Origin of the sequence: Mesorhizobium sp. 113-1-2, from assembly GCF_016756475.1 — a bacterium.
GTDB classification, from domain to species: domain Bacteria; phylum Pseudomonadota; class Alphaproteobacteria; order Rhizobiales; family Rhizobiaceae; genus Mesorhizobium; species Mesorhizobium loti_C.
In genome coordinates, this window is record NZ_AP023242.1 from 1,956,346 (window position 1) to 1,977,055 (window position 20,710).

Consider the following 20,710-nt stretch of genomic DNA (forward strand, 5'->3'; position numbering starts at 1 on the left):
ACTACTCCCCTCGGGTGGAGGCCAAAACGGCCAGGGCGACCGCCGCTAGCAGTGCTGAAGCATCGAAGGGCTTTCGAAAGAAACCATGATAACTTTCAGCCGCCGCGCGCTTTTGGTCTGCGGCTTCATGGCGCGCCGTAATGAAAATGACGGGCAAGTCGGGACGCACTTTTCGCGCTCGCCGGCGAAGCTCGAAGCCGTCGACAACTGGCATGCCGATATCGGCAATCAGGCAATCTATCTTACGCAACACGTCGCGTTCGAGGAGAGACTGAGGGGATGAGAACAAACAAACCGAGTGCCCCGCCGACTCCAGAAGATCCTCGATCGACTCGAGGACCCGAACGTCGTCATCGACAACCGCGATCGTTGATTTCCGTGCTGCTTTCATTTCGAAGATGTTCCCGCGCGCCGAGAATGGGTTACTGGTACCTGCAGTCTTTCGGCGATCCTCACAAGATCGGCCAGCGATGCAGCCTGCATCTTGTGCATGATCTTGCTGCGGTGGATTTGCAGCGTCACCTCACTGATCCCAAGTTCCGCAGCCGCCTGCTTGTTGAGCAGACCGCTGATGACCAGCGGCAGAACCTGGCGTTCGCGAGAGGTCAGGGAGGAAAGGCGGTGCCTTAGCGTCACAAGCTCGGCCCGCTCCAGGCGGGCGCCGCAATCCCGATCGATCGCCGTGTGGATGGATTTCATCAACTCGGTCTCGCTGAACGGTTTGGTGAGGAAATCCACGGCGCCGCGCTGGATGGCGCGTACAGAAGATGGAATGTCGCCGTGTCCGGTAATGAAGATGATAGGCGGATGTTGCTCGTGGTCGGTCTGTTTCTGGAATTCCAACCCGTTGATATCAGGGAGTTCGACATCGAGGATCAGGCAACCGGGCAGGTCCCGCCGGGGGAAAGCTAGATAGTCGACAATCGAGTTGAAGGCGACGGAAGCCAGGCCTCTTGCCGCCAGAAGCTCGCACAGTGCCTCGCATATGCGCTGGTCGTCATCAACGATGAAAACTAGGCAGTCGTCCTGGGTCATGCCGCGTCGCCCGATTGGATCGGCAGCGTAAACGAGAACACCGTTCCCCTTGGCTCGATGTTCTCTGCCCAAAGCCGGCCGTCGTGTGATTCCAGTATCGAGCGGCAGATTGCCAGGCCCATGCCCATTCCCCCCGCCTTCGTCGTGAAGAACGGTTCGAAAATTCGTTCTGGTTCGGCAATTCCGTCGCCGTTGTCACTGACGTCGACCAGGATCGCATTCTCTCCACAGCGACGTGATCCAAACTTCAGCGATTTCGACACGTCGATTGTCGATTTCATTGCGTCGATCCCGTTGCGGACCAGATTGACCAGCACCTGCTGCATCTGTACGCGGTCCGCGAGCACCGGCGGCAGGGCCGCATCGAGATCCGTCTCAACGAAGATGCCCTGCGAGATTATTTCATCGAACATCAGCTGACGCACCTCGCTGATCACCTCGTTGAGATTGATTGAAGTTCTGGACGAAGCGGTCTGTTTGAAGAGTGCTCGTATTCGGCTGACGACCTCGGCCGCTGCCATGGAATCGCGAACCATTCGCTCAGCGGTAATGCGTGCCCGCTGCAGGTTTGGAGGATCCGCCGACAGCCAGCGCTGGCAGGCATGACTGTTGGTGATGACAGCCGCCAAGGGCTGATTGACCTCATGCGCGATCGAGGCCGACAGCTCGGCGAGGCTCGCAAGCTGCGAAGCGCGCGAAAGCTTGTCTTGCGTCGCACGAACGACGTCATGTGCTCTCATCTCGTCATCGATGTCGATGATGACGCCATACCATTTCACGATGCGGCCATCGTCGTCCCGTAGCGGCATGGCGCGATTATCAACCCAGCGATAGATGCCATCGCCCCGGCGGTTGCGGTACCGCATGGCGAAAGGCTCCCCGGTCTTCAATGAGTGCATCAGGCTTCTCTTCACAGCCTCCAGGTCATCGGGATGCATAAGGCGTCCAAGTGCCCCGTCCAGCTTCGAACCTTCCTTGGGCTCACTGTGGTCGATCTTGCGGCCATAGTAGGTCTCCAACTGCTTGTTGATGTAGGCTGGTTCACCTTCAGGAGTGACGGACCAGACGAGTGTCGGTATGGTGTCGACAAGCTGCTGGAGTTCATACTGTCTGGCTCGCAATCCCTCCTCCGCCCGCTTGCGATCGTCGATGTCGGTGTTGCTCCCGAACCAATGGATCACGGTGCCGGAGGCATCGCGCACTGGTTCGCCCTGGAAAAGGAACCAGCGGTACTGGCCGTCGAAGCGGCGCAGCCGTGCCTCGATCTCGCCCGGCGCACCAGCTGCCAGGAGAGACCGCCAGTATTCGACAAGCCGGTCCCGATCGTCCGAATGTATGGCGACAGTCCAACCCCAGTCGGTTGCCTGCTCCTGGGACAGCCCCGTGTATTCGAGCCATCTCCGGTTCAGGAATTCCGTGGACCCGTCTGGGCGGGCGGACCAGACCAGTGTCGGAAGGGCGTCGATCAACCGCTGGAGCTGAAACTCCTTGGCCTCCAAAGCCTGTTCCACTCTCTTGAAGTCATCGATGTCGGTGAACAGTCCGTACCAGCGTACGACTTTGCCATCCTCGTCGAAGATTGGTTCGACGCGCGCATGGAACCAGCGGTATACGCCATCGTGTCGCCGCATGCGGTACGCGCGGTCCATTGGCTCGCCGGTTTGAATGCAACGAATCCACGCTGCCGCAACGCTGTCGCGCTCGTCAGGATGAACGATGCTGAGAAAGCCCAGCCCACTCAGCTCGAAGAGATCCAGTCCAAAATAGTCCCTTTGCGTCTTGTTGGCGTAGTCTTGATTGCCTTCGGAGTCAGCGGTTGCGATCAGCCCCGGGATGTTGTCGAGTATTGACCGGACACTGTGCTCGCTCGCGCGCAGGGCTTCCTCCGCGACCTTCTGGTCATCGATATCGAGCAGGATTCCATACCACCCGATGAACTTGCCGTTCCGATCGTGCCTGGGGCAAGCCGCGACACGGAACCAGCGATAGGTGCCATCGTGGCGGCGAAGCCGGTACGCGCCATGAAATTCCTGACCATTCTCCAGGCATTGCGACATGAGGCCTTCAGTTCGGTCGAAGTCCTCGGGATGAATAACCTGCCGGCAATGGAGATTGCTGGTGTCGACGGTGGCGAGATATTCCCGAAGGCTCGTGTTCACGTTGGTCAACCGGCCTTCCGTGTCGACGATCCATGCCAGTCCGGGAATGCTCTCCAAGAACTCACGCGCATCATATCCTGCGCGGTCCGACGCACACTGCCTTTGCGGCCTTTGAATGAAAAACCCGGTCAGGATCGCAGTTCCGGCGAGGAGGGCCAAACGCACATAAACATTCGGCCCGGCGCTCGCTGCCAGTTCGCTAGACAGCCAGAACACCAACAAGCCGGCGCCGGAGATGGCTATTGTCGAGCCATACTTCCGCAGCAGCGGCATTGCTTTCATTTTTAAACACCTCCCGACGCGCTCCTGCTGCCGCGCCAAGCGGCATCAGGGCCCCGCCCCGCAAGAAGACAACACAATCGGTCCCCCGAGATGTCGAACTTCTACCACACTATATCAGAACTGATTGCCGCCCAGGCATAATGGAAAGATGTGATAGACAGCCGGTCGCCCGCCGCTGCCGGTCCGACAGACCCGGATTGGACACGCAGCATCCACCGATGGGGCCACTCTGCGACCCCAGGGGTGATAACCGCAAGGAAACGCCAGTAGCCGCAAAGCAGACAAAGCCCTTCCACAAACCAGCTGGTAGACTGCTGTCGAACATGAAGGAAGGCGGTCCAATTGAAGACGGCCCGAGAGTGGCAAGCAGATGAATGTCGGGCAGATGAACGTCGTATCCGTCGGCTTGGGGGATAGGCCGCTGGCGGCAGCGAATCTGTTGGAGTCGATCACGATGTGACCGTCTGCGACGGACGGCTTCCAAGGTCGAAGCCACCGATTTTCCGCGGCAGCGGTTTCCAGCGAAATATGACGAGGAGACTACAAATGGACTGTAATCGAGCGCTACGACGGATTTCATCCATTGGCGCCGGCGTTTTCATGTCGATCTGTCTCGCCGGTACCGTAGCGACCGCCACAACCAAAGACCAGGACACCGTGGCTACCGTCGTTGCCGACCAAGTCCGAAGCCAAGGCTTCCCTTGCAAAAATCCGAGTTCTGCGGATCGCATTGAAACCGAGACCGTCCCAAATCAGACCGCCTACCTGCTCAAGTGCGAGGGCACGACCTATCGGGTGCTCTTGATTCCAGATCAGGCGGCTGAAGTGGCCAAAGTTGACTGAAGCCCAATGCGGGCTCCAGGAAGGAGACACTTCCAAAATCGAAATCGTCGATCATTCTCGAAAGAACCTGCGTCGTCCCGCAAGTGACGGCCAGTCTTGCAAACAAAACACAACCCGGGAGCAACCGGCACCAGCTCAAGTAAATCGGCGCGATCGGAAGTTCCATCAGCGAGGTTAGCGCATCCGATCGGCCACACGCCGGATAGACGGTTCCGCACGAGGAACACGCCACGGCGCCAGGATCAAGGCCTCGCACGGATCGCGACCATGTCAACTTTCAACTTTCTCCTCAGGCACCGCACCGTGCTGCTTTTCTCCGCCGCCTTCGTAGCGCCGCTCGCCGCTGGGGTCGCTCTGAACGCGAGTTTGGCCGATACGCAAGCGGGCTCGTCTCCGGTTGCCTCCGCCATTGGCGGTTCGGCCACCTCCTATGCTCCGATCGTGGCGGCCGACAAGCCGGCGGTGGTGACGATCATGTCGATCATGAAAACTTCATCGGTGCCCGGTGATCAAACTCAGCCCTCAGACAGCGGTCTGTCGTCTGATGAACGGTTGCCGCAATTCTTCGGCAATCGGGGAATCCCGGCACCCAAGACACCACCGCAAGGAGCGACGCAACTGGCAGAGGCCCTTGGTTCCGGCTTTATCATCAGCTCAGACGGCGTCATCGTTACCAACAACCATGTCATCGATGGAGCTTCGGATATCATGGTGACGCTTGACAATGGAACTGAGCTGCCGGCGACCCTTGTCGGTCACGACGCAAAGTCGGACCTTGCAGTGCTGAAGGTAAAGTCCGGGAAGCCACTACCCACTGTTGCCTGGGGTAATTCCGACACACTCAGGGCAGGCGATCCGATTCTGGCGATAGGCAATCCGTTCGGGATCGGAACGACAGTCACTGCCGGAATCGTTTCCGCCCGCGGGCGCGACCTCAACAGTGGTCCCTACGACGATTTCCTTCAGATCGACGCGCCGATCAACCATGGCAATTCGGGCGGGCCTCTTGTCGACACCAGCGGCGCTGTCGTGGGTATCAACACCGCGATCTACTCACCCAATGGCGGCAGCGTCGGCGTCGGATTTGCGATTCCGTCCAATGAGGCCAAGCAGATCGTCACCAAACTTTTGAACAACGGTTCGATCGAACATGGGCTGCTCGGCATCGAGATACAGCCGGTGACAATGGACCTCGCCAACGCCCTCGGTCTGCCAACGCCTCAAGGTGCTTTGGTCGCTCATGTCGGCGATGGGTCGCCCGCCGCTCATGCGGGGATCGAGACCGGCGACGTCATCACCGGGTTTGCCGGTCAAACCATCAAAGAGCCCAAGACCCTGTCTCGAGCCGTGGCGGATCTCTTGCCTGGGAAAAGGGAGGCGGTGTCAGTTTGGCGCAACGGGAAGACCGTCGCGTTGTCGGTGGTCGTCGGCGGCAATGACGACAGTGTCAAACAGGTGGCCGCAATCAATTCGTCCCAGCCGTTGCATTCCAGCTTTCCAACGCTCGGCCTGGCGCTTGGCGACCTCGATCAAACGGTCCGCCAGGCCCTGAATGTGCCTTCGCAGGTGCGAGGCGCCGTGGTCGAGGGTATCGATCCGGACCAGCCGGCAGCCACCTCCGGCATTGAATTGGGCGACATCATCGTCTCGGTCAATCGCGTGCCGGTACAGACTGCCAAGGAGACGAGCCAAGCTATCGGCACGGCGACAAAATCCAGCAAGAAGTCGGTTCTGCTGCTAATCAAGCGTGGTGAACAGCAGACCTTTATCGCTCTGCCATATGGCAGCGGCTGACATGAAACATGCCAAGGCCAAGACGCCGGGACGGGAGCGCGGATCCGCCGAGCAGCCGCCACCCGTTGGGATAGCAACGAAGCGGAAATAGCGGACGGGGGCAGAAAGGCGCCCGTCAATTGTGCCAGAACTAGACTCCGATCAAGGGGGGCAGGTGACTGCCGGCACGAAGTCTCGTTGGAAAACGCGGGCTTCACAGGCGACAAGTTCCACGAGCCGTGAAATCCAATTTAGACCGGGCAGGGGCTATCCGAGGCCCCGCTGGTAAGCACTTGGCGTCAGGCCGGTCGCCTTGCGAAAAGCGGCCGTGAATGAACTGGTTTCGCTATATCCGACAGTCAATCCGATGTCCGTCACCGAATGAGCGCGCGTCGCAAGGAGACCTTTGGCATGCTCGATTCGACGGCTGGTAAGGTATCGATGCGGAGGCATCCCAAAAGACAGCTTGAAGGCGCGGCAAAAATAGCATGGGCTCAGCCTGGCAAGCTGCGCGAGAGTGGCGAGCGGTACCGGTTCGCCCAGATGCGCCTCGATATGCGCCGTGACTATCCGCTGCTGCCAAGCTGCAAGCCCGCCTCGAAGCTGAGGTTCGGCTCTCGGCGTCCCCTCGTGGAAACGGATCAACTCATGCGCCAGGACGATGCCCAGTGCTTCCAGGTAGCACCGGCTCTCTGGGGTTGGACTTTCGAGCGACCTCATCAGTTTGAGGGCCGTGCCCAAAAGCGTTGCGTCCTCAAAGAAGAGCTTCGCCGCGAACGTCACATCCGACATGCCAGCGTTGAACGGAACTTGCAGCTTGGCAGGATCAAGATAGACGAATATGAGACGCGCAAACGTCCGCGGCGCATGCCATTCAACATATTCGCAACCGGCGGGCACCAAGGTAAGCCGGCGACCAAAATCCCGCAGTTTCGAGCGGGGCAAACCTTCGACGAAGGTATCACCGTCTCGCCGCGAGCCCTGCTCGTAGACCACCAGCAAGTGCATGGGCGCGCGAAACCGGAATTCGACTTTGTCATGGCCGGCGGCTTGGACCACCTCGGCAACTATCCCATCCGAAATCGCCGTGCGACTACTCACGGCGTCGGCGGAAGATATCTCGACACGGTAATCGGCCCGATCGGCGCTCCAGCGCCGGAACTGCGCATGCGCCACGGAGTTGGTACGCTGTGCCTTTCCGCCTTTGAACGGAGCACGCCAATCCGCCGACAGGAATGGTCCCAGTTGCTCCGATCGCCGAGCATTGGCCGCGAAGGCAGCAACCGAGAGTGTATCGATGTCACTGGAGGCAGGATTCATCAACATGGCTTGGCGCACATCCTTCGGGTTATCCCATCTGATGTCAGCGTAAAGCGCAGGCGATGATTTATCCCATCCTACATCCGTCGGCGGTCATAGAGTATTGGTTTGAACCACTCATACTTTGGTTTGTGGTTGGACGTCGCGATCGATAGTAATGGTGCTTGTGCCGCGCGGACCAATTGGCCGGTTCTTCAATTGCGGCCGATCCCAGGTGGTTGGTCGATTTGGCGCTACTGGACGTCGCGTCCTGATGACCCTGAACGAGGGCTCTGCATGGCCTGGGCTTTTCGACGTTCCGCGCGAAATCCGCAAGCCGGATGCAAAGCCGGCAAGAACGACGAAGCGCCTGCGGCAAAAAGCACTAGGTTGAGGTCGGCGCTGCGATCGGTGGTTTCGATCCCATTTCCATCCACCATAGTGGCAGCGCTCCAACTCGTGCCAGATTGACCCTGCGGGCCTCTCCCCTCCCTCGCCCGCTGATCGATTGTGAAGGCGCTCTTCCCCCCGGGAGCGTTTCTCACCGCTCGAGTTCTTGGGCCGATGACATGCTGTCATCGGCCCATTTTTCCTCGTGTCTCCCGAGCAGAACCGATTCACGGTCGACCACCGAAGCGTTGACGGCGTCGGCACCGTCGGCGATGCGACTTGCTTGCGGCGCGATATGTCGCGCGATTTCGGAGACAAGTGTCCGACGTCGCCACTGGCGCTCGACCGCCTGATCGCGACGTCCTGGACAGGAAAGAATGGACAGCGCTGTCGGCAGTTCGCCAAGCTCTGTCACAGGTGAGGCCAACTCAAGTCGACGGCGCGGTCAAAGCAGCCTCAGCCGCAATCACCGCGTCGCGCGACGCCTTCGCATCAGAACCCGTTCATGCCCGAAAAGAGGCCGGAATCGGTCGAGGGATACTTGTCCCCGTCCCTATCGAGCTGCGATACGGGCTTCCTGGCTGATCTGCTTGGAGATTCTTGAACGGGCGTCGGCAACGATGAGTGGTTGCTGTTTGTTTTTCGTTCGACATGATTGAACTTCGCCTGCGCGTGTCCCGGAGGCGAACCTGCTGCGGCGGCCCAAGCGGTCGACAGGAGGACTGCCGCGAATGCAGCCGCGATTGGAAGAGAGCTCATGTGTTTCACCTGTTGTTCTGTTGCGCAGCCGGCGAAACTCGAATTGGCGACAGAATTGTCGCTCATGCCGGTGGCGTTTACATAGGTTTTGAAACACGTCTCGCGACAGTATACGAAACATATCAACATGGCTGCAATTTTTTATCTTTGTAGTCTTGGAGTATAATTCGACCAACAAGAAGTGATGCGGAGCATAAGACCAGGGCGCCCCTCGTCGTCGGCTCTCACAGATTGGTCCGAGGCCCTCGCATCGCGGCCTGGCCTCTGGCCGCTGAGGATCCTGGTCCTGTTCATACACAACGCGGCGCGCGATCAGTCGAAGATCGGCCTTCCAATCGCGTTCGAAAAGATGTTGCCCAGATAGAAGTGGAGCTGTGCACGCACGCCGATGTCGCGGCCCGAGCTCTCATCGATCGGAATGATCGCCTCCACCCCGAGTTGGGCGTACTCGCCCACCCAGATGACGCCAGGATTGATCGTGCCAGTGGTCTCCCCGGCCGACGGTCCGTTCAGCGGCGTCTGCATCGCAAATTCCACCAGCGGTACCAAACCCTCGGCGAAGCGATGAGCATTCCCCTTGCCTGCGGAATGCGAATTGGTGAGCAGGCTGTATTCCAGGGCAAAGCCCCATTGCAGGATGTCTGGGTTGTCGACCGAGGTGGTGCCGGTCACGGTGGTGGATTCGGTTGGCAGTGCGACTCCGAGGGTCGCGGTGACATTGACCGGTCGCAGCCACGCCATAGAATCTGACAGATCGCCGAATCCCTTGCCCACGTAGACGGTCGGCGTCAGCACGGAGAACGACTTGGCACCGATGTGGGACGATCCGGTGCCGCCCACCTCTAGCGTGCCGCCTGCCGTGAGCACGAATTCATCCTCGGCACTGGAATAGAGTTCGTACTGTGTGCCGAGCACCAGATTGTCGAAGCCCGCGTGTGTGCTCCCCTCCTGGTCGATCATGCGGTAGTTCGCGGTGAACGAGACCGACCAATCCGGGGTGATGAGCTTGCTGTAGGAGAAAGGAAAATCGACTTCGCGCGAGGCGGTGTCAGGCAACTGCGTCAATTGGGGAAAATTGACGAAATCGGCCGGGGTGGGAACGACGGTCGCCAGAGTCGAGGGAAAGAAGCGGTCCCCAACGTAGGACGCCGACGCTTCCGAACTTGCAACGAGAGATAATAAGAAGCTGGGCACCGTCAGGTGCCAGGCCCGGTTAGCCATCCCACTCTCCTACCGAAAAATTCACCCTTCAGGCCAGGCGCTCACAATTGAAGACGACGGTGATCCAGGATTCGGCCTCGATCACCACGAAGCGCCCGATGCCGAGCGCTTCGTCGTCCATGGGCTTCGCCTGCATCCGCTGGCTGTAGGAATTGGGGACGATCATCCCCTTGGCTCTTCGCGCATCGGACCGTCCGCCAGGGGCGCGGATGAGACAGGGGCGGTTCAGTCTGGGCATCGTCTTTCTCTACAAACCAAAGCAAGGCGATCAACGCATCCGAATAGATGGCGAGGCAAATCAAAAACGATCCGGCACCGGCGTCCGTGGTCCAGCCCGCGAGCACGGCGAAAAGACAGGGCGGTGCCATCACGGCGAAGAGTTCGAACCAGCGCGACTTACCGAGACGCTCGCGCCATGACAGCGCGTCGATGGTCGCCGAGTCGAGCGGGCCTGTGCCGGCAGGAACGGCGGAGCCAGGCAGCGAACCGCAACCCAGGGGTAAAAAGCACCCTAGCCGGACAGCGCCCATTGCGATGCCCTGCTCGGTAAGGGCCAGGCCGGTCGCCCGCAGCACGCCCCAACCTTCGGCAGGGGACTTGTAGGGCCGCATCGACTTCTTGGGCGCCATGCGTTGAAATCCTGGTGATCGAGCGTCGAGTGTTGCGCTCAAGAAAAGAAATATCTTTCGCAAATGCCGCGCTGGTTCGAGTTTCGCCCTGTCCTTTCGGTTTGCTAGATTGGCTTCCATGCAAAGCCAAAGACTCGAGCCGATCGCCAGCGGCCCCTAACAGTGTTGGCCGTCTTCGCCAAGCATCGCCGCCCCATACCGACTCCACGGTTTCGCCAACTAGCTTACGCAGCCATACCAATGGATGATTCAAGCCATGGCTAAAATTCTGCATGCTTCCAGATACGGAAGAGAAGGAACAACGAATGGAATGTCTAAGCTGCACGGGGGAGGTGAAACGACCTCACCAGTACTATTTTTGCTCTCTGGAATGTTTCGATGAGACAACCCGCAACAGCAAATGGGGGATGTTGAGCGATGGACTTCCGCCCACTGGTTTTCTCTCGGGCGGACAGGTCCGCACTGGCTCAGGACCACACGTCATACGTCCCGGCTGGGCCTCCCGAGGGCAACCACCAAGGGCACTAGAAGTATCGCAACATCTCCATGGGGGTGCATAACCTGCTTGGTGGCAGCGACGCGAGTATCTTTGCTATCCCCATTTCTTGATGGCCCACTAGGCCGGACTGCGCGCTTTCTCGGAGCAAATTTGTACCCTCAAGCGTATCTGAACCGCATAGCTGCGTGTGTCCCCGAACACGACGTGCATCAATTCTTCCTCCGCTATGGAGCTTCGTTGCTTGAAAACGATGCCCAGCGCCTTACGCTGTTTGAGCGAATGGTCAGTCTCGCCGGCATAGAACATCGTTATTCCTGCTTTGCACCCGCCGACGATCCGCGCGGTGGGGCAATTGACCGCGACGGTACCTCTTTCAGGGGCTCGTTCGCCAGCACAGCAATCCGTATGGAGATGTACGAAGCTGCTGCACCGGAGCTTGCTCAACAGGCCGTCGACAGGCTTCTGATCGACGACGACCGCTCGCTGATCACGCATTTGATCGTGACGAGCTGTACCGGCTTTTCGGCGCCTGGCATCGACCTTGAGTTGGTGCAGCGATGCGGCCTGCCGACGTCGGTCGAGCGCACCATCGTCGGCTTCATGGGATGCTATGCCGCCATCAATGCCATGAAGCTGTCACGCTACATCGTGCGCTCCAACCCGAAAGCCCGAGTGCTGATCGTCAACATCGAATTGTGCACGCTGCATTTCAGGGAAGCCACCGAGCTTGAGAAGCTCATCTCGTTCTGCCTATGGGGCGACGGTTGCGCGGCCGCGCTGGTAACGGCTGAACCGCACGGCATTCTCCTCGAAAGCTTCCATGCCATCGTGGCAGTGGAGCGCAAGGAGCTGATGAGCTGGCACATCCGCGACGACGGTTTTGACATGGTGCTGTCTGGCCAGATTCCCGCCGCGGTGCGCGAGACACTGCGCAACGATCATCCGGCCGTGCTCGGAGGCAGGCCCGCCAAGGAGATCGATTTGTGGGCTGTGCATCCCGGCGGACGGTCCGTGCTCGATGCGGTCGAGCGGGCGCTGAATCTGGAGCCGACCGCGCTCGCAGTGTCGCGCGAAGTGCTCCGGCTATATGGCAACATGTCATCGGCAACCGTGATGTTCGTGATGGCCGAAATGCTGAAGGAGCCGTCAGGCTTGCTCGGCTGCGGCATGGCGTTCGGGCCGGGATTGACCACCGAGACCATGATGTTTCGGACTGCCTGATGAAGGCCCTGCACGAAAACATCTCGCTCGTAGCCCGTCGACTGGCGCCCTATTTGCCTTATCCGCACCTTATGTGCGTGGCGCCTCTCGACGCAGTACTGAGGACCCTGTGGCGCGCGCAAGGCCAGATCCCTCCGGCTTACTGGCCGCGCTTGGTTCTCCTGCTCCTGCTTTCGGGGATCAGCACGGTCGCCTCCTTGCCGGAGCGCGTGATCGTTGGGGTGTGGCTGCGGCTGCGACCTCCCCGGATGGCACGGGACAACGCCCCTGTGTTCGCCCTCGGCTACTTCCGATCCGGGACGACGTTTTTGCAGAACCTGCTGGCAGCCGATCCGAGCCTGAGATCGCCGAGTTGGCCGCAGGTCCTGGCACCCCAGACATTCGTTCTCGGCTGGGCTGTCCTGCGCTACCTTTTCGTACCCTTGCTACCGTTGACGCGCCTCCACGCAGTGGTGCCGGTGGGCGCCAGCTTGCCGGCGGAGGATGACTTCGCGTTGAACAATATGGGTGGGATATCCGTCCTCGCGGGACGCGCGATACTTCCCCGCCGGCAGGCCTTCTTCAATCGATTTCACGATCTCGACGCGCTTTCGGCGGACGAGTTCGGCCGGTGGCGCTCACATCAGTTCGCTTTCGTGCAGAAGCTTGCTCTCGTCGCGGGCGGGCGGCGACTTCTGCTCAAGTCACCGAGCCATACGGCGCGCGTCCGCTACCTCAGGGACCTGTTTCCGGGCGCCAAGTTTGTCCACATCTCCCGTTCGCCGGAAGCGGTGTTCCGGTCCAACCTCCTTCTGGTGCGCGAATTGCAACGTGCATTCGCCCTGCAGCCGCCACTGCCCGAGGACGAGCAGGAGGAGATCATCGCTCACGAATATCTCGCGACAGAGATGCACTATCTGGCGGATAGAGCTCAGATTCCGGCCGCCGACTTCGCAGAAGTGCGGCTGCAGGATCTGATCGCCGACCCTGTGGGCGAGATGAAGCGGATCTACCGTGAGCTGGGCCTGCCATTTTCCCCCAACTGCGAGGAGGGAATGCTGCAGGTCGCTGCGACGTTCGTCAAACAGGTGCGCAACCGCCATCCCGACCTGACGGAAAGGCAGAGAGCGCGGGTAGCGCGCCTCGAACCGCTGGCTGCCGCTTTTGGGCATGCGTCGGCGCTGGACGCAAGTGCGCCCGAGACGCTCGATATAGACACTCAACCGCGCATTGGATGACATAGGATCATGACAGCAGGCCGATGGTCGCACGCATGCTGGGCAGCTCTGGGCCGGCTTGTGCTTGTCCCTATATTGCTCGCGATCTACACCCCATCGCGTTCGCATGCTGCCGATGAGCAGAGTGCTGCAGTCCAGTTGATCGAGACAGTACGACAGGGGGCGATCGTGCTTGGGCAGGGTGGACCGGCCGAGGCGCAGCTGCGCTCGATCTCTGCGGCCTTCGACGGAAGGGGGATTGCCCAAGCCGTGCTGGGGACGCGTTGGCGCAGCGCCAGCTTGGACGACCGCGCCGCAGTGATCGATGCCATTCTCTATGCTATCGCACACAGGCTGGCCGACAGGCTGGAGCGGACGCAAGACAAGACTCTTACCGTGCTCGGCACAAAGGTTCTGGCCAATGGCGACATTCTTGTGCGCAGCCAGTTCCGCCCGCCGCTCCACGGCCCAACGTCAGTGGACTGGCGTGTCCGCCACTGCCGTGGACAACTCTGTATCGGCGATGTTCTTGTCGACGGCGGTTCCGTCACAGTGCAGCAGCGGGACCGCGTTGCCCAGCTGCTCGCCTCCAACGGCGGCTCGATCCCCGCGCTTGTCGTCGACATCAGGAAAGGCCGGCTATGACTCCGCGTTCGTGCTCATGTCCCCCCTCGTCGAATTGAGCAATGTCGGCCGCGACTTTGACGGCGGCCGCATTGTCGCCGTTGACGATGTGTCTGTCGCGATCGAAGGCGATGAGACCGTGGCCATTGTCGGCCGGAGTGGGAGCGGCAAATCTACAATCCTGAACCTGGTCTGTGGGCTTGACCGGCCGACGCGCGGGGAAGTTCGGTTCGAAGGACGGGCCATCAACGGAAGGACTGCATGGGCAGCCGTCCGGGCCAGCAGGATCGGCATCGTTTTCCAGAACTTCTTCCTGCTCCAGTCCCTGTCGGTGCGCGAAAACATCGAGGTGGCATTGTTGGGAAATCTCGGCGGAGCGCGGCAGCGTCGCGTTCGCGCGCTCGAACTTCTGGCGCATTTCGGTCTTGCCGAGCGCGCCACGCTCCGGCCGGCGGAGCTTTCGGGCGGTGAACGTCAGCGGCTTGCAATTGCGCGGGCACTTGCAAACCGTCCGAAGCTTCTGGTTGCGGACGAGCCGACAGGAAGCCTCGACGTGCAGACGAGCCAATCCGTGATGAGCATCATTGGCAACGTGCATCGCGAGTTCGGCACTGCGGTGATCGTCGTGACCCATGACGAGGACGTGGCCGCACTGTGCGGCCGGCGAATAGAGATCTCCGACGGCTGCATCCGTTCGGACAGCCGAATGGGGGCGATGTCGACGCCCGCGCCGGCGTCGCGGATCCGCTAACCCATGACAGAGCTGACCCTTCCCTTGCGCGGTCTCATTGCGCGTCCGCTTCGCACCCTCCTCACGGTTCTCGGCATCGCCTTGGCGGTCGCGGGGTTTGTGGCGCTTACCGGCCTGACCGCCGGCGTCCAGCGCTCGTTCGCATCGGGAATCGATGAGAACGGCGCGGACCTGGTGGTGAGCCAGCGCGGTGCGTTCAACCTGGTGAGCAGCACCGTGCCCAGGTCGCTGGGCTCCGGGCTTACCGCCGTGCCAAACGTCGAGGCCGTGTCGGGCGTTCTCCTGAACATCACCACCGCCGACGACGATGCGAATATTGTCATGGCCGGCTGGCCCGCCGGCAGCTTCCTGTGGAACGATATGCACCTCTTGTCGGGACGAATCCCTGCACCGGGGGACCAGTGGCCCGTAATCCTTGGCGAGTCGATCGCCACCGCATTGGACAAGCGGGTCGGTGATACTGTCGAACTCCAGTTCCAGCCCTACCAGATTGTCGGCATCGCGTCGTTCTCGTCAGTGCTGAACCAGAACAGCGCGATCGTTCCGCTCGAAGGGCTGCAGCAACTCCTGTCGCGGGAAGACGTGTTTACCTTGTACGAGGTGAGGTTGAAGCGCCCGCTCGAGAAGAACGACATCGCTGTTGCCCGAACCAGGCTCATCGCGGCGGCACCAGGGTTCTCGGTCGGCGACACCGAGCAGTTTGCCAACAGCATCCGCATCTTCGATCTGCTTCAGGCGATTGCCCGGACAATTTCACTGGTTGTCATGGCGATGGCCTCTGTTGCCGTTGCCAACACACTTCTGATGGCCGTGAACGAACGGACGTTCGAGATTGGAGTTCTTGCAGCGCTTGGCTGGTCTCCAAGGCGGATTCTTCGGCTCATTCTTATCGAAGGCGTGATCATGAGCGCAGCCGGCGGGGTCATCGGGATCATTCTCGGCGCCCTGACAATGGAAATGGCGGCGAAGACAAAGTTCGCGGCGGGTCTGATCGTGCCTTACCTGTCAGGCTGGTCGATCGCCCAGGCGCTGATCTTCGTCTTCATCGCCGGACCCCTCGGCGCGCTCTACCCGGCCTGGCGCGCCACGCGCCTTCTCCCCGCCGACGCGCTGCGCAGGATCTGACACGGGCGGCTGTTCATTTGAGCAAAACAAACCGTGGTCTCACTTTAGGCGACCAAACCGGCGCAGGCCTCACGAGACCTGGAGCGGAGTGGAGAGCAATGCCTGCCTTCGGGAAACGACAAGCGCTACTCAAACGGTCAGGATGGGGCGCTTCGCCGCCGCACCTGGACCGTGAAACGCCTTGATCAGACCTCCTTCGTCAAAAAAAGCGGCGCCCGGGCGGCGCCCCTCCAACAGCCCCGTCCGGACAAGGGGAGCAAACGCTAGTCTGGCACTATGGGCGACTTCTGCTTGCGCAAGGCCTCCAGAAACTGTGGTTCGGCGCGCAAACTGACGCGGACCAATTCCGAAGGAGTGAGGGCGAGCCACTGGTTCAGTGACACGTCAGCGAAGTAGTCGCTCTTGAACACCTCCAGATATCGGAGTGTCGAGTCGCCTGTGTTCTCGATGTAGTGCCCCATGGCGAAAGGCACGTAGCCGACGTCGTTGGCCTGAAAATCGAATGTGCGGGCGGCGCCGGACGCCGCGAACACCCCCATGCGGGCCTGACCTTGAAGGTAATACTGCCATTCGTTTGTATTCGGATGCCAATGCAGCTCGCGCATCGCTCCCGGTTCGATCTCGACCAGGGCCGCCGCGATCGTCTTGGAAGCTGGGAACACCTTGCTGTCGGTAATTCGCACCCTTCCGTGTTTCGTTTTGATTGGAGCCTGTGCCATCATGCGGTGGCTGAACCTCTGCGGGACCTCGACCGCGCCGACGATCTTGTCCGCACTGAGCGGCCCCGGAACCGGAGCGGGAAAAATGTAGAGCTCGCTGGGATCGGGCAAGTTCGCCAGGCTCGATGCCGGAATGCTGAAATTCTTGGCGAGCACCTCGGGAGGAGTGTGCTTCATGAAGTCGCTCAGCAGGAAAGTGTTGTCCTCGTCGAAATCGCCGTCATCGAACACCAGCAGGAACTCCGTCCCGTCTGGATCAAGGCCCTGGATCGAATGTGGAATGCCCGGCGGGAAATACCAAAGGTCGCCCACGCCGACGTCGTCAACGAAATTTTGCCCACTGGCATCGACCGCCGTAATGCGTGCTTTCCCATACAGGACATAGGCCCACTCGGCGGCCTTGTGCCAATGCAACTCGCGCACGCCGCCGGCATTCAGACGCATGTTCACGCCGGCAATGTCCTTGGAGACGCCGAGTTCGCGTGCTGTCACCTGACGGGTCCAGCCGCCGCCAGACAGTCGGATGTGGGCATCGTCGAACGAGAAGCGCAGGTTCGGCAGATTACCCGCATCTGTGCTTGGTGGGATTATCAGGTCCGGATTGCCGTCTATGCGGGAAGGATTCATCGGACCAGGATTGGTGCCCCCGCGGCGGCCGGCTATCGGATCGCCCTTCTGCGCCTGAGCCATCGTCGCCGTCGTAAGCAAGCCGCCAGCTGCTGTCGCAGCCAACATGGTTCGACGGGATATCTTGTCCGTGGCTATGCTCATTTTGGTTCATTCCTTGCTGCGTTGGGATTCTCTACGGCACGACGGCCACGGACCGCATGAGTGTCCGCATGGCGCGCAAGGCACACGATATTGATCGAGCGCCGACGGTCTTTCTTGTTGTCGGCAGGCCATAGCTGAATCGCACGATGATCGGGGCCGTCAGAGGCGAAGGGGCGAGGAACGCTGCTGGCGATCGTCACGAGCGCCTTGCGGCAGATGGGAACCCTCAGCTGTCGCACACGCCTGTTCTATATTTGGATCCTCGCCAACGCACTGCTCTTCAGTCCAAAGCCGAATGCCAAGAGCGTCGCACCTTGCATGGTCAGGTCTATTGCCAGGATCGCGCCTGACGCTGCCAAAGTATCGAGACGCCCTTGCGAGAGGATGACAAGGCCCGCAAGAAGAGTGACGACACCTGAAAACGCAACCCAGCCCCAAGCCAGATGGCGCCGGGACTTGAGGCCTACCCAGAACCGCAGAATGCCTGCAGCAATTAGCGTGGCTGCCAGCACGAGCGTGTAGGCCGAGGCTGCAAGCCGTGGGTTGTGGAATGCGGCGATCCCGGCGATTGCATAGGCCAAGCCGCTCAGCAGCCAGAACGGAAACGGTCCCCATCCCTGGATATTGAAAGCGTGCGCGACCTGCGCGATGCCGGCCAACAACATCAGCCCGCCGATATAGAAGACGGATAGCACCGTAGCGGCGAACAAGGTCGAGCACCCTAGAAAACCCAAGCCCAGCAGAGCTGTGCCAAGCATGATGAAGAGCCTGCATTTTGTACGCAACTCCGGGACGGCTGAGCCGAGACCGCGGGACTGTTCGATTGCAAGTGCCATGAGTTCCTCCTTCAGTTCACATGAGAAACACCGCAGGATGTAAAAAGGCGAGCGGGTGGGTTCCGCCTAGGCGTTGACCCAGGCGTAGCCCTGTTTCGTCATACCGCTCTCGTTGCTGCCAGGACTTGTGCGTTGTTGCCTTGGCCGGCTCTGATTTGTGTTTTCCGCCAGATCCTGGGCTCGCTCTCAAGCCTGCGTCGTTGATGGGTCTCTCGATCCCTGGGGATTCGCGGCGAGGCGTTGCAGTGACAAAGGTGCAATCAGGCACTGACGACCGCAATTTCGAACAAGCAGAAAGGATCCGGTTGACTAGGGTGGACGGCGCGCCACGGAGAGTCGATCAGCAGCGCAGGCGTCGACCAGGAACCGAGCAGAGACCTTATGCGGCACAGACTATCTCCGCCAGCATCCGGCAATTCGTGGCTGGTGGCGCCTCTAGCCATCCTGCTGGCGGCCGGGATATTCGTTGTCGATACGATTGATCCATTTTCTGGAGCGGTCGCGGTCCTCTATGTGGTCGTTATTCTGCTCGCAGGCGCCGCCTTCCGTAGGCGTGGCATTGTCTTGTGCTCATTCGCCTGTATAGCCCTCACCTCATTGAGCTTCTGGTTTGTTCACGGAGAGGAAGCCAGTGGAGGCGCGCTCAGCCGCTGCCTCATGAGCATCGCGGCCATCGCCATTACCACTCTTCTTGTGCTTAAAAACCAATCGACCTCGACCGATCTATCTGAAAAGGCCCAACTGCTCGATTTGACGCATGATGCGATTTTCGTACGCAGCATGGGCGGTATAATCACTTATTGGAATCGTGGCGCTGAAGCCATTTACGGCTGGTCCGCCGAATACGCGGAGGGAAAGTCCACCCATCAGCTCCTGCAGACAGTCTTTCCAGCCAAGTTGAACGAGATCAATCGGCAACTGCTCAGCTCCGAGCGCTGGGAAGGTGAGCTCGTGCACACGAAGCGGGACGGATCCGTCGTTGTCGTTTCCAGCCGCTGGTCGCTGAAGAAGGATGCTGATGGCCAACCGTTGGCGGTTCTCGAAACGAATACGGACATATCACAGCGCAGGCGCGCCGAAACCGAGGTCCTGAAGGCCCAGGCTGAACTCGCCCATGTGACACGCCTCACCACATTGGGTGAATTGACGGCCTCGATCGCGCACGAGGTGAATCAGCCGCTAGCCGGCATCGTTATGAACGGTGAGGCATGCCTACGATGGATCGATCGGGACAAGCCCGATCTGGATGAGGTCCGCAGCGCGGTCAAGCGGAGCATCGCTGACGCCCAACGCGCCAGCGATATCGTCCATCGAATCCGGGCGTTGTCCAAGAAGGGTGACATCCAGATGGCCCTTGTCGACGTGAACGAGCTCGTCAACGAATCCCTCGTGTTGGTGCGGCATGAGCTCGTTGCAAATCGCATTACCCTGAAACTGGGTCTAGCCAACCGGCCTCTGCCCGCACTTGGCGACCGTATCCAGCTTCAACAGGTCCTGATCAATCTGCTGATCAACGGGATTCAGGCAATGGCCTCCAGTAACGATGACTTCCGCGAAATTCTCGTTACGACGTCGATCGATGAATCGAACCAGGCAAATGTGAGGATTCAGGATTCTGGACCAGGCATCGATCCCGATAATGCGCGTCAGTTGTTCAAGGCCTTCTTCACCACCAAGGCGGATGGAATAGGCATGGGGCTTTCGATCTGCCGGTCGATCGTTGAGTCACATGGAGGCCATGTATGGATCGTGCCCAATCCAGGCGGCGGCGCGATATTCCAATTTTCCCTGCCACGCGTCGAAAAGGATGCCGGGTCATGATCCGACGCCCCGTCTCTCCCTCCCAGTCACAAGGCAACAACGGCGCCGTGCCTCCGACTGTTCTGGTCGTGGACGACGATCCGTCGTTGCGTGAAGCTTTAAGCAGCCTCTTCCGATCTGTCGGTACGCGTGTCGAGCTTTTCGGTTCTGCTCCCGAACTGCTGAACAGTCGGCTTCCCGACGGTCCAAGCTGCCTTGTACTCGATATCAGGCTGCCGGAGGTGAGCGGACTCGAATTTCAAACGCAGTTGGGCAAGGCAGGCATTCACCTGCCGATCATTTTCATGACCGGTCACGGCGACATTCCGATGTCCGTGCGAGCCATGAAGGCCGGCGCGGTCGATTTCCTCACCAAGCCCTTCCGGGATCAGGATATTCTGGATGCAGTCGCCGGCGCTCTGGAGCGCGACAGGCAACGGCGAGAGAGAGACCGGGCGCTGTCGGAGCTGCAGAGCCTTCTGCGCACCCTGACCCCCCGGGAGCGCGAGGTGATGGCATTTGTCGCGACTGGATTGATGAACAAGCAAATCGCCGGCGAGATGCAACTCAGTGAAATCACGGTGAAAATCCACCGCGGGCGCCTGATGAAGAAAATGGGCGCCAGAACTCTAGCCGACCTGGTGAAGATGGCCGGCGCCCTGGGGATAGACGCTCCCGGGAAATAACTTTGTTACACCTCTGTATAACTTTCGCTTTCGCGACAGAAGGCGCAGTATCTCACCGAGAAACAGTCGTTGAAACAGCAATGCTTGGGTCA

Annotated in this window: 19 protein-coding genes; 9 read left to right on the forward strand and 10 right to left on the reverse strand. The window is 60.0% G+C overall.

What is annotated here, in order from left to right; all coding sequences use genetic code 11:
* Position 1 precedes the first annotated feature (1 nt).
* Genes JN279_RS09440 through JN279_RS09450 form a run of 3 tightly spaced genes read right to left on the reverse strand, consistent with a single transcriptional unit; the run spans position 2 to position 3,476 of the window.
* Positions 2–391 (reverse strand): response regulator, encoded by a 390-nt coding sequence (locus tag JN279_RS09440; protein ID WP_202352604.1) that lies wholly within the window; start codon positions 389–391, stop codon positions 2–4.
* On the reverse strand, positions 388–1,035 hold the full coding sequence (locus JN279_RS09445; RefSeq protein WP_202352605.1) for a response regulator transcription factor: 648 nt from the start codon (positions 1,033–1,035) through the stop codon (positions 388–390). The genes JN279_RS09440 and JN279_RS09445 overlap by 4 nt, the downstream gene beginning before the upstream one ends.
* Positions 1,032–3,476 carry a PAS domain-containing protein gene (locus JN279_RS09450; protein WP_202352606.1) on the reverse strand — a complete coding sequence of 815 codons (2,445 nt, stop codon included), beginning with the start codon at positions 3,474–3,476 and terminating at the stop codon, positions 1,032–1,034. Before JN279_RS09450 ends, JN279_RS09445 begins: the two co-directional genes overlap by 4 nt.
* Before the next feature lie 546 nt (positions 3,477–4,022).
* On the opposite strand from JN279_RS09450, the gene JN279_RS09455 reads away from it, so the two are divergent.
* Both JN279_RS09455 and JN279_RS09460 read left to right on the forward strand, forming a co-directional pair.
* On the forward strand, positions 4,023–4,319 hold the full coding sequence (locus tag JN279_RS09455) for a hypothetical protein (protein WP_202352607.1): 297 nt from the start codon (positions 4,023–4,025) through the stop codon (positions 4,317–4,319).
* Between the two features lie 267 nt (positions 4,320–4,586).
* Complete coding sequence (locus JN279_RS09460) at positions 4,587–6,113, forward strand: Do family serine endopeptidase (RefSeq protein WP_202352608.1); 1,527 nt, start codon at positions 4,587–4,589, stop codon at positions 6,111–6,113.
* Positions 6,114–6,359: 246 nt separating this feature from the next.
* Here JN279_RS09460 and JN279_RS09465 read toward each other — a convergent pair whose 3' ends face one another.
* From JN279_RS09465 to JN279_RS09485, 5 genes are all read right to left on the reverse strand, one after another.
* On the reverse strand, positions 6,360–7,418 hold the full coding sequence (locus tag JN279_RS09465; protein ID WP_202352609.1) for an AraC family transcriptional regulator: 1,059 nt from the start codon (positions 7,416–7,418) through the stop codon (positions 6,360–6,362).
* A 514-nt stretch (positions 7,419–7,932) separates the two neighbouring features.
* Positions 7,933–8,196 carry a hypothetical protein gene (locus tag JN279_RS09470; RefSeq protein ID WP_202352610.1) on the reverse strand — a complete coding sequence of 88 codons (264 nt, stop codon included), beginning with the start codon at positions 8,194–8,196 and terminating at the stop codon, positions 7,933–7,935.
* Positions 8,197–8,273: 77 nt separating this feature from the next.
* Positions 8,274–8,606: a hypothetical protein gene (locus JN279_RS09475; protein WP_202352611.1), complete on the reverse strand. Its 333-nt coding sequence runs from the start codon at positions 8,604–8,606 to the stop codon at positions 8,274–8,276.
* A 246-nt stretch (positions 8,607–8,852) separates the two neighbouring features.
* Complete coding sequence (locus tag JN279_RS09480) at positions 8,853–9,761, reverse strand: hypothetical protein (RefSeq protein ID WP_202352612.1); 909 nt, start codon at positions 9,759–9,761, stop codon at positions 8,853–8,855.
* A gap of 28 nt (positions 9,762–9,789) precedes the next feature.
* Entirely contained in the window at positions 9,790–9,999 is a 210-nt protein-coding gene (locus tag JN279_RS09485; protein ID WP_202352613.1) for a hypothetical protein, read from the reverse strand.
* A 959-nt stretch (positions 10,000–10,958) separates the two neighbouring features.
* Between JN279_RS09485 and JN279_RS09490 the strand changes: the two genes are divergently transcribed.
* From JN279_RS09490 to JN279_RS09510, 5 genes are all read left to right on the forward strand, one after another.
* Positions 10,959–12,110, forward strand: a complete 1,152-nt coding sequence (locus tag JN279_RS09490; RefSeq protein ID WP_342216388.1) for a type III polyketide synthase — start codon at positions 10,959–10,961, stop codon at positions 12,108–12,110.
* Positions 12,110–13,327 (forward strand): sulfotransferase family protein, encoded by a 1,218-nt coding sequence (locus JN279_RS09495; RefSeq protein WP_202352614.1) that lies wholly within the window; start codon positions 12,110–12,112, stop codon positions 13,325–13,327. Before JN279_RS09490 ends, JN279_RS09495 begins: the two co-directional genes overlap by 1 nt.
* A gap of 75 nt (positions 13,328–13,402) precedes the next feature.
* On the forward strand, positions 13,403–13,951 hold the full coding sequence (locus JN279_RS09500) for a Tgt2/MlaC family protein (RefSeq protein ID WP_202352615.1): 549 nt from the start codon (positions 13,403–13,405) through the stop codon (positions 13,949–13,951).
* Positions 13,920–14,681, forward strand: coding sequence for an ABC transporter ATP-binding protein (locus JN279_RS09505; RefSeq protein ID WP_202352616.1), 762 nt, complete (start codon positions 13,920–13,922; stop codon positions 14,679–14,681). Before JN279_RS09500 ends, JN279_RS09505 begins: the two co-directional genes overlap by 32 nt.
* A 3-nt stretch (positions 14,682–14,684) precedes the next feature.
* Positions 14,685–15,806, forward strand: coding sequence for an ABC transporter permease (locus JN279_RS09510; protein WP_202352617.1), 1,122 nt, complete (start codon positions 14,685–14,687; stop codon positions 15,804–15,806).
* Between the two features lie 263 nt (positions 15,807–16,069).
* On the opposite strand, the gene JN279_RS09515 is transcribed toward JN279_RS09510, so the two are convergent.
* Positions 16,070–17,296, reverse strand: coding sequence for a cupin domain-containing protein (locus JN279_RS09515; RefSeq protein ID WP_274608675.1), 1,227 nt, complete (start codon positions 17,294–17,296; stop codon positions 16,070–16,072).
* A gap of 248 nt (positions 17,297–17,544) precedes the next feature.
* On the reverse strand, positions 17,545–18,132 hold the full coding sequence (locus JN279_RS09520; protein ID WP_202352618.1) for an HdeD family acid-resistance protein: 588 nt from the start codon (positions 18,130–18,132) through the stop codon (positions 17,545–17,547).
* Positions 18,133–18,513: 381 nt separating this feature from the next.
* Between JN279_RS09520 and JN279_RS09525 the strand changes: the two genes are divergently transcribed.
* Positions 18,514–19,953 carry a PAS domain-containing sensor histidine kinase gene (locus JN279_RS09525; RefSeq protein WP_202352619.1) on the forward strand — a complete coding sequence of 480 codons (1,440 nt, stop codon included), beginning with the start codon at positions 18,514–18,516 and terminating at the stop codon, positions 19,951–19,953.
* On the forward strand, positions 19,950–20,618 hold the full coding sequence (locus JN279_RS09530) for a response regulator transcription factor (protein ID WP_202352620.1): 669 nt from the start codon (positions 19,950–19,952) through the stop codon (positions 20,616–20,618). The genes JN279_RS09525 and JN279_RS09530 overlap by 4 nt, the downstream gene beginning before the upstream one ends.
* Positions 20,619–20,710: the final 92 nt, after the last annotated feature.

Bases quoted from the DNA above. Each gene is read 5' to 3' on its own strand.
- JN279_RS09515 (WP_274608675.1), bottom strand. From the start codon at position 17,296: ATGAGCATAGCCACGGACAAGATATCCCGTCGAACCATGTTGGCTGCG.
- JN279_RS09485 (WP_202352613.1), bottom strand. From the start codon at position 9,999: ATGCCCAGACTGAACCGCCCCTGTCTCATCCGCGCCCCTGGCGGACGG.
- JN279_RS09440 (WP_202352604.1), bottom strand. From the start codon at position 391: ATGAAAGCAGCACGGAAATCAACGATCGCGGTTGTCGATGACGACGTT.
- JN279_RS09475 (WP_202352611.1), bottom strand. From the start codon at position 8,606: ATGAGCGACAATTCTGTCGCCAATTCGAGTTTCGCCGGCTGCGCAACA.
- JN279_RS09480 (WP_202352612.1), bottom strand. From the start codon at position 9,761: ATGGCTAACCGGGCCTGGCACCTGACGGTGCCCAGCTTCTTATTATCT.
- JN279_RS09520 (WP_202352618.1), bottom strand. From the start codon at position 18,132: ATGGCACTTGCAATCGAACAGTCCCGCGGTCTCGGCTCAGCCGTCCCG.
- JN279_RS09455 (WP_202352607.1), top strand. From the start codon at position 4,023: ATGGACTGTAATCGAGCGCTACGACGGATTTCATCCATTGGCGCCGGC.
- JN279_RS09530 (WP_202352620.1), top strand. From the start codon at position 19,950: ATGATCCGACGCCCCGTCTCTCCCTCCCAGTCACAAGGCAACAACGGC.
- JN279_RS09495 (WP_202352614.1), top strand. From the start codon at position 12,110: ATGAAGGCCCTGCACGAAAACATCTCGCTCGTAGCCCGTCGACTGGCG.
- JN279_RS09510 (WP_202352617.1), top strand. From the start codon at position 14,685: ATGACAGAGCTGACCCTTCCCTTGCGCGGTCTCATTGCGCGTCCGCTT.
- JN279_RS09450 (WP_202352606.1), bottom strand. From the start codon at position 3,476: ATGAAAGCAATGCCGCTGCTGCGGAAGTATGGCTCGACAATAGCCATC.
- JN279_RS09460 (WP_202352608.1), top strand. From the start codon at position 4,587: ATGTCAACTTTCAACTTTCTCCTCAGGCACCGCACCGTGCTGCTTTTC.
- JN279_RS09525 (WP_202352619.1), top strand. From the start codon at position 18,514: ATGCGGCACAGACTATCTCCGCCAGCATCCGGCAATTCGTGGCTGGTG.
- JN279_RS09465 (WP_202352609.1), bottom strand. From the start codon at position 7,418: ATGTTGATGAATCCTGCCTCCAGTGACATCGATACACTCTCGGTTGCT.
- JN279_RS09445 (WP_202352605.1), bottom strand. From the start codon at position 1,035: ATGACCCAGGACGACTGCCTAGTTTTCATCGTTGATGACGACCAGCGC.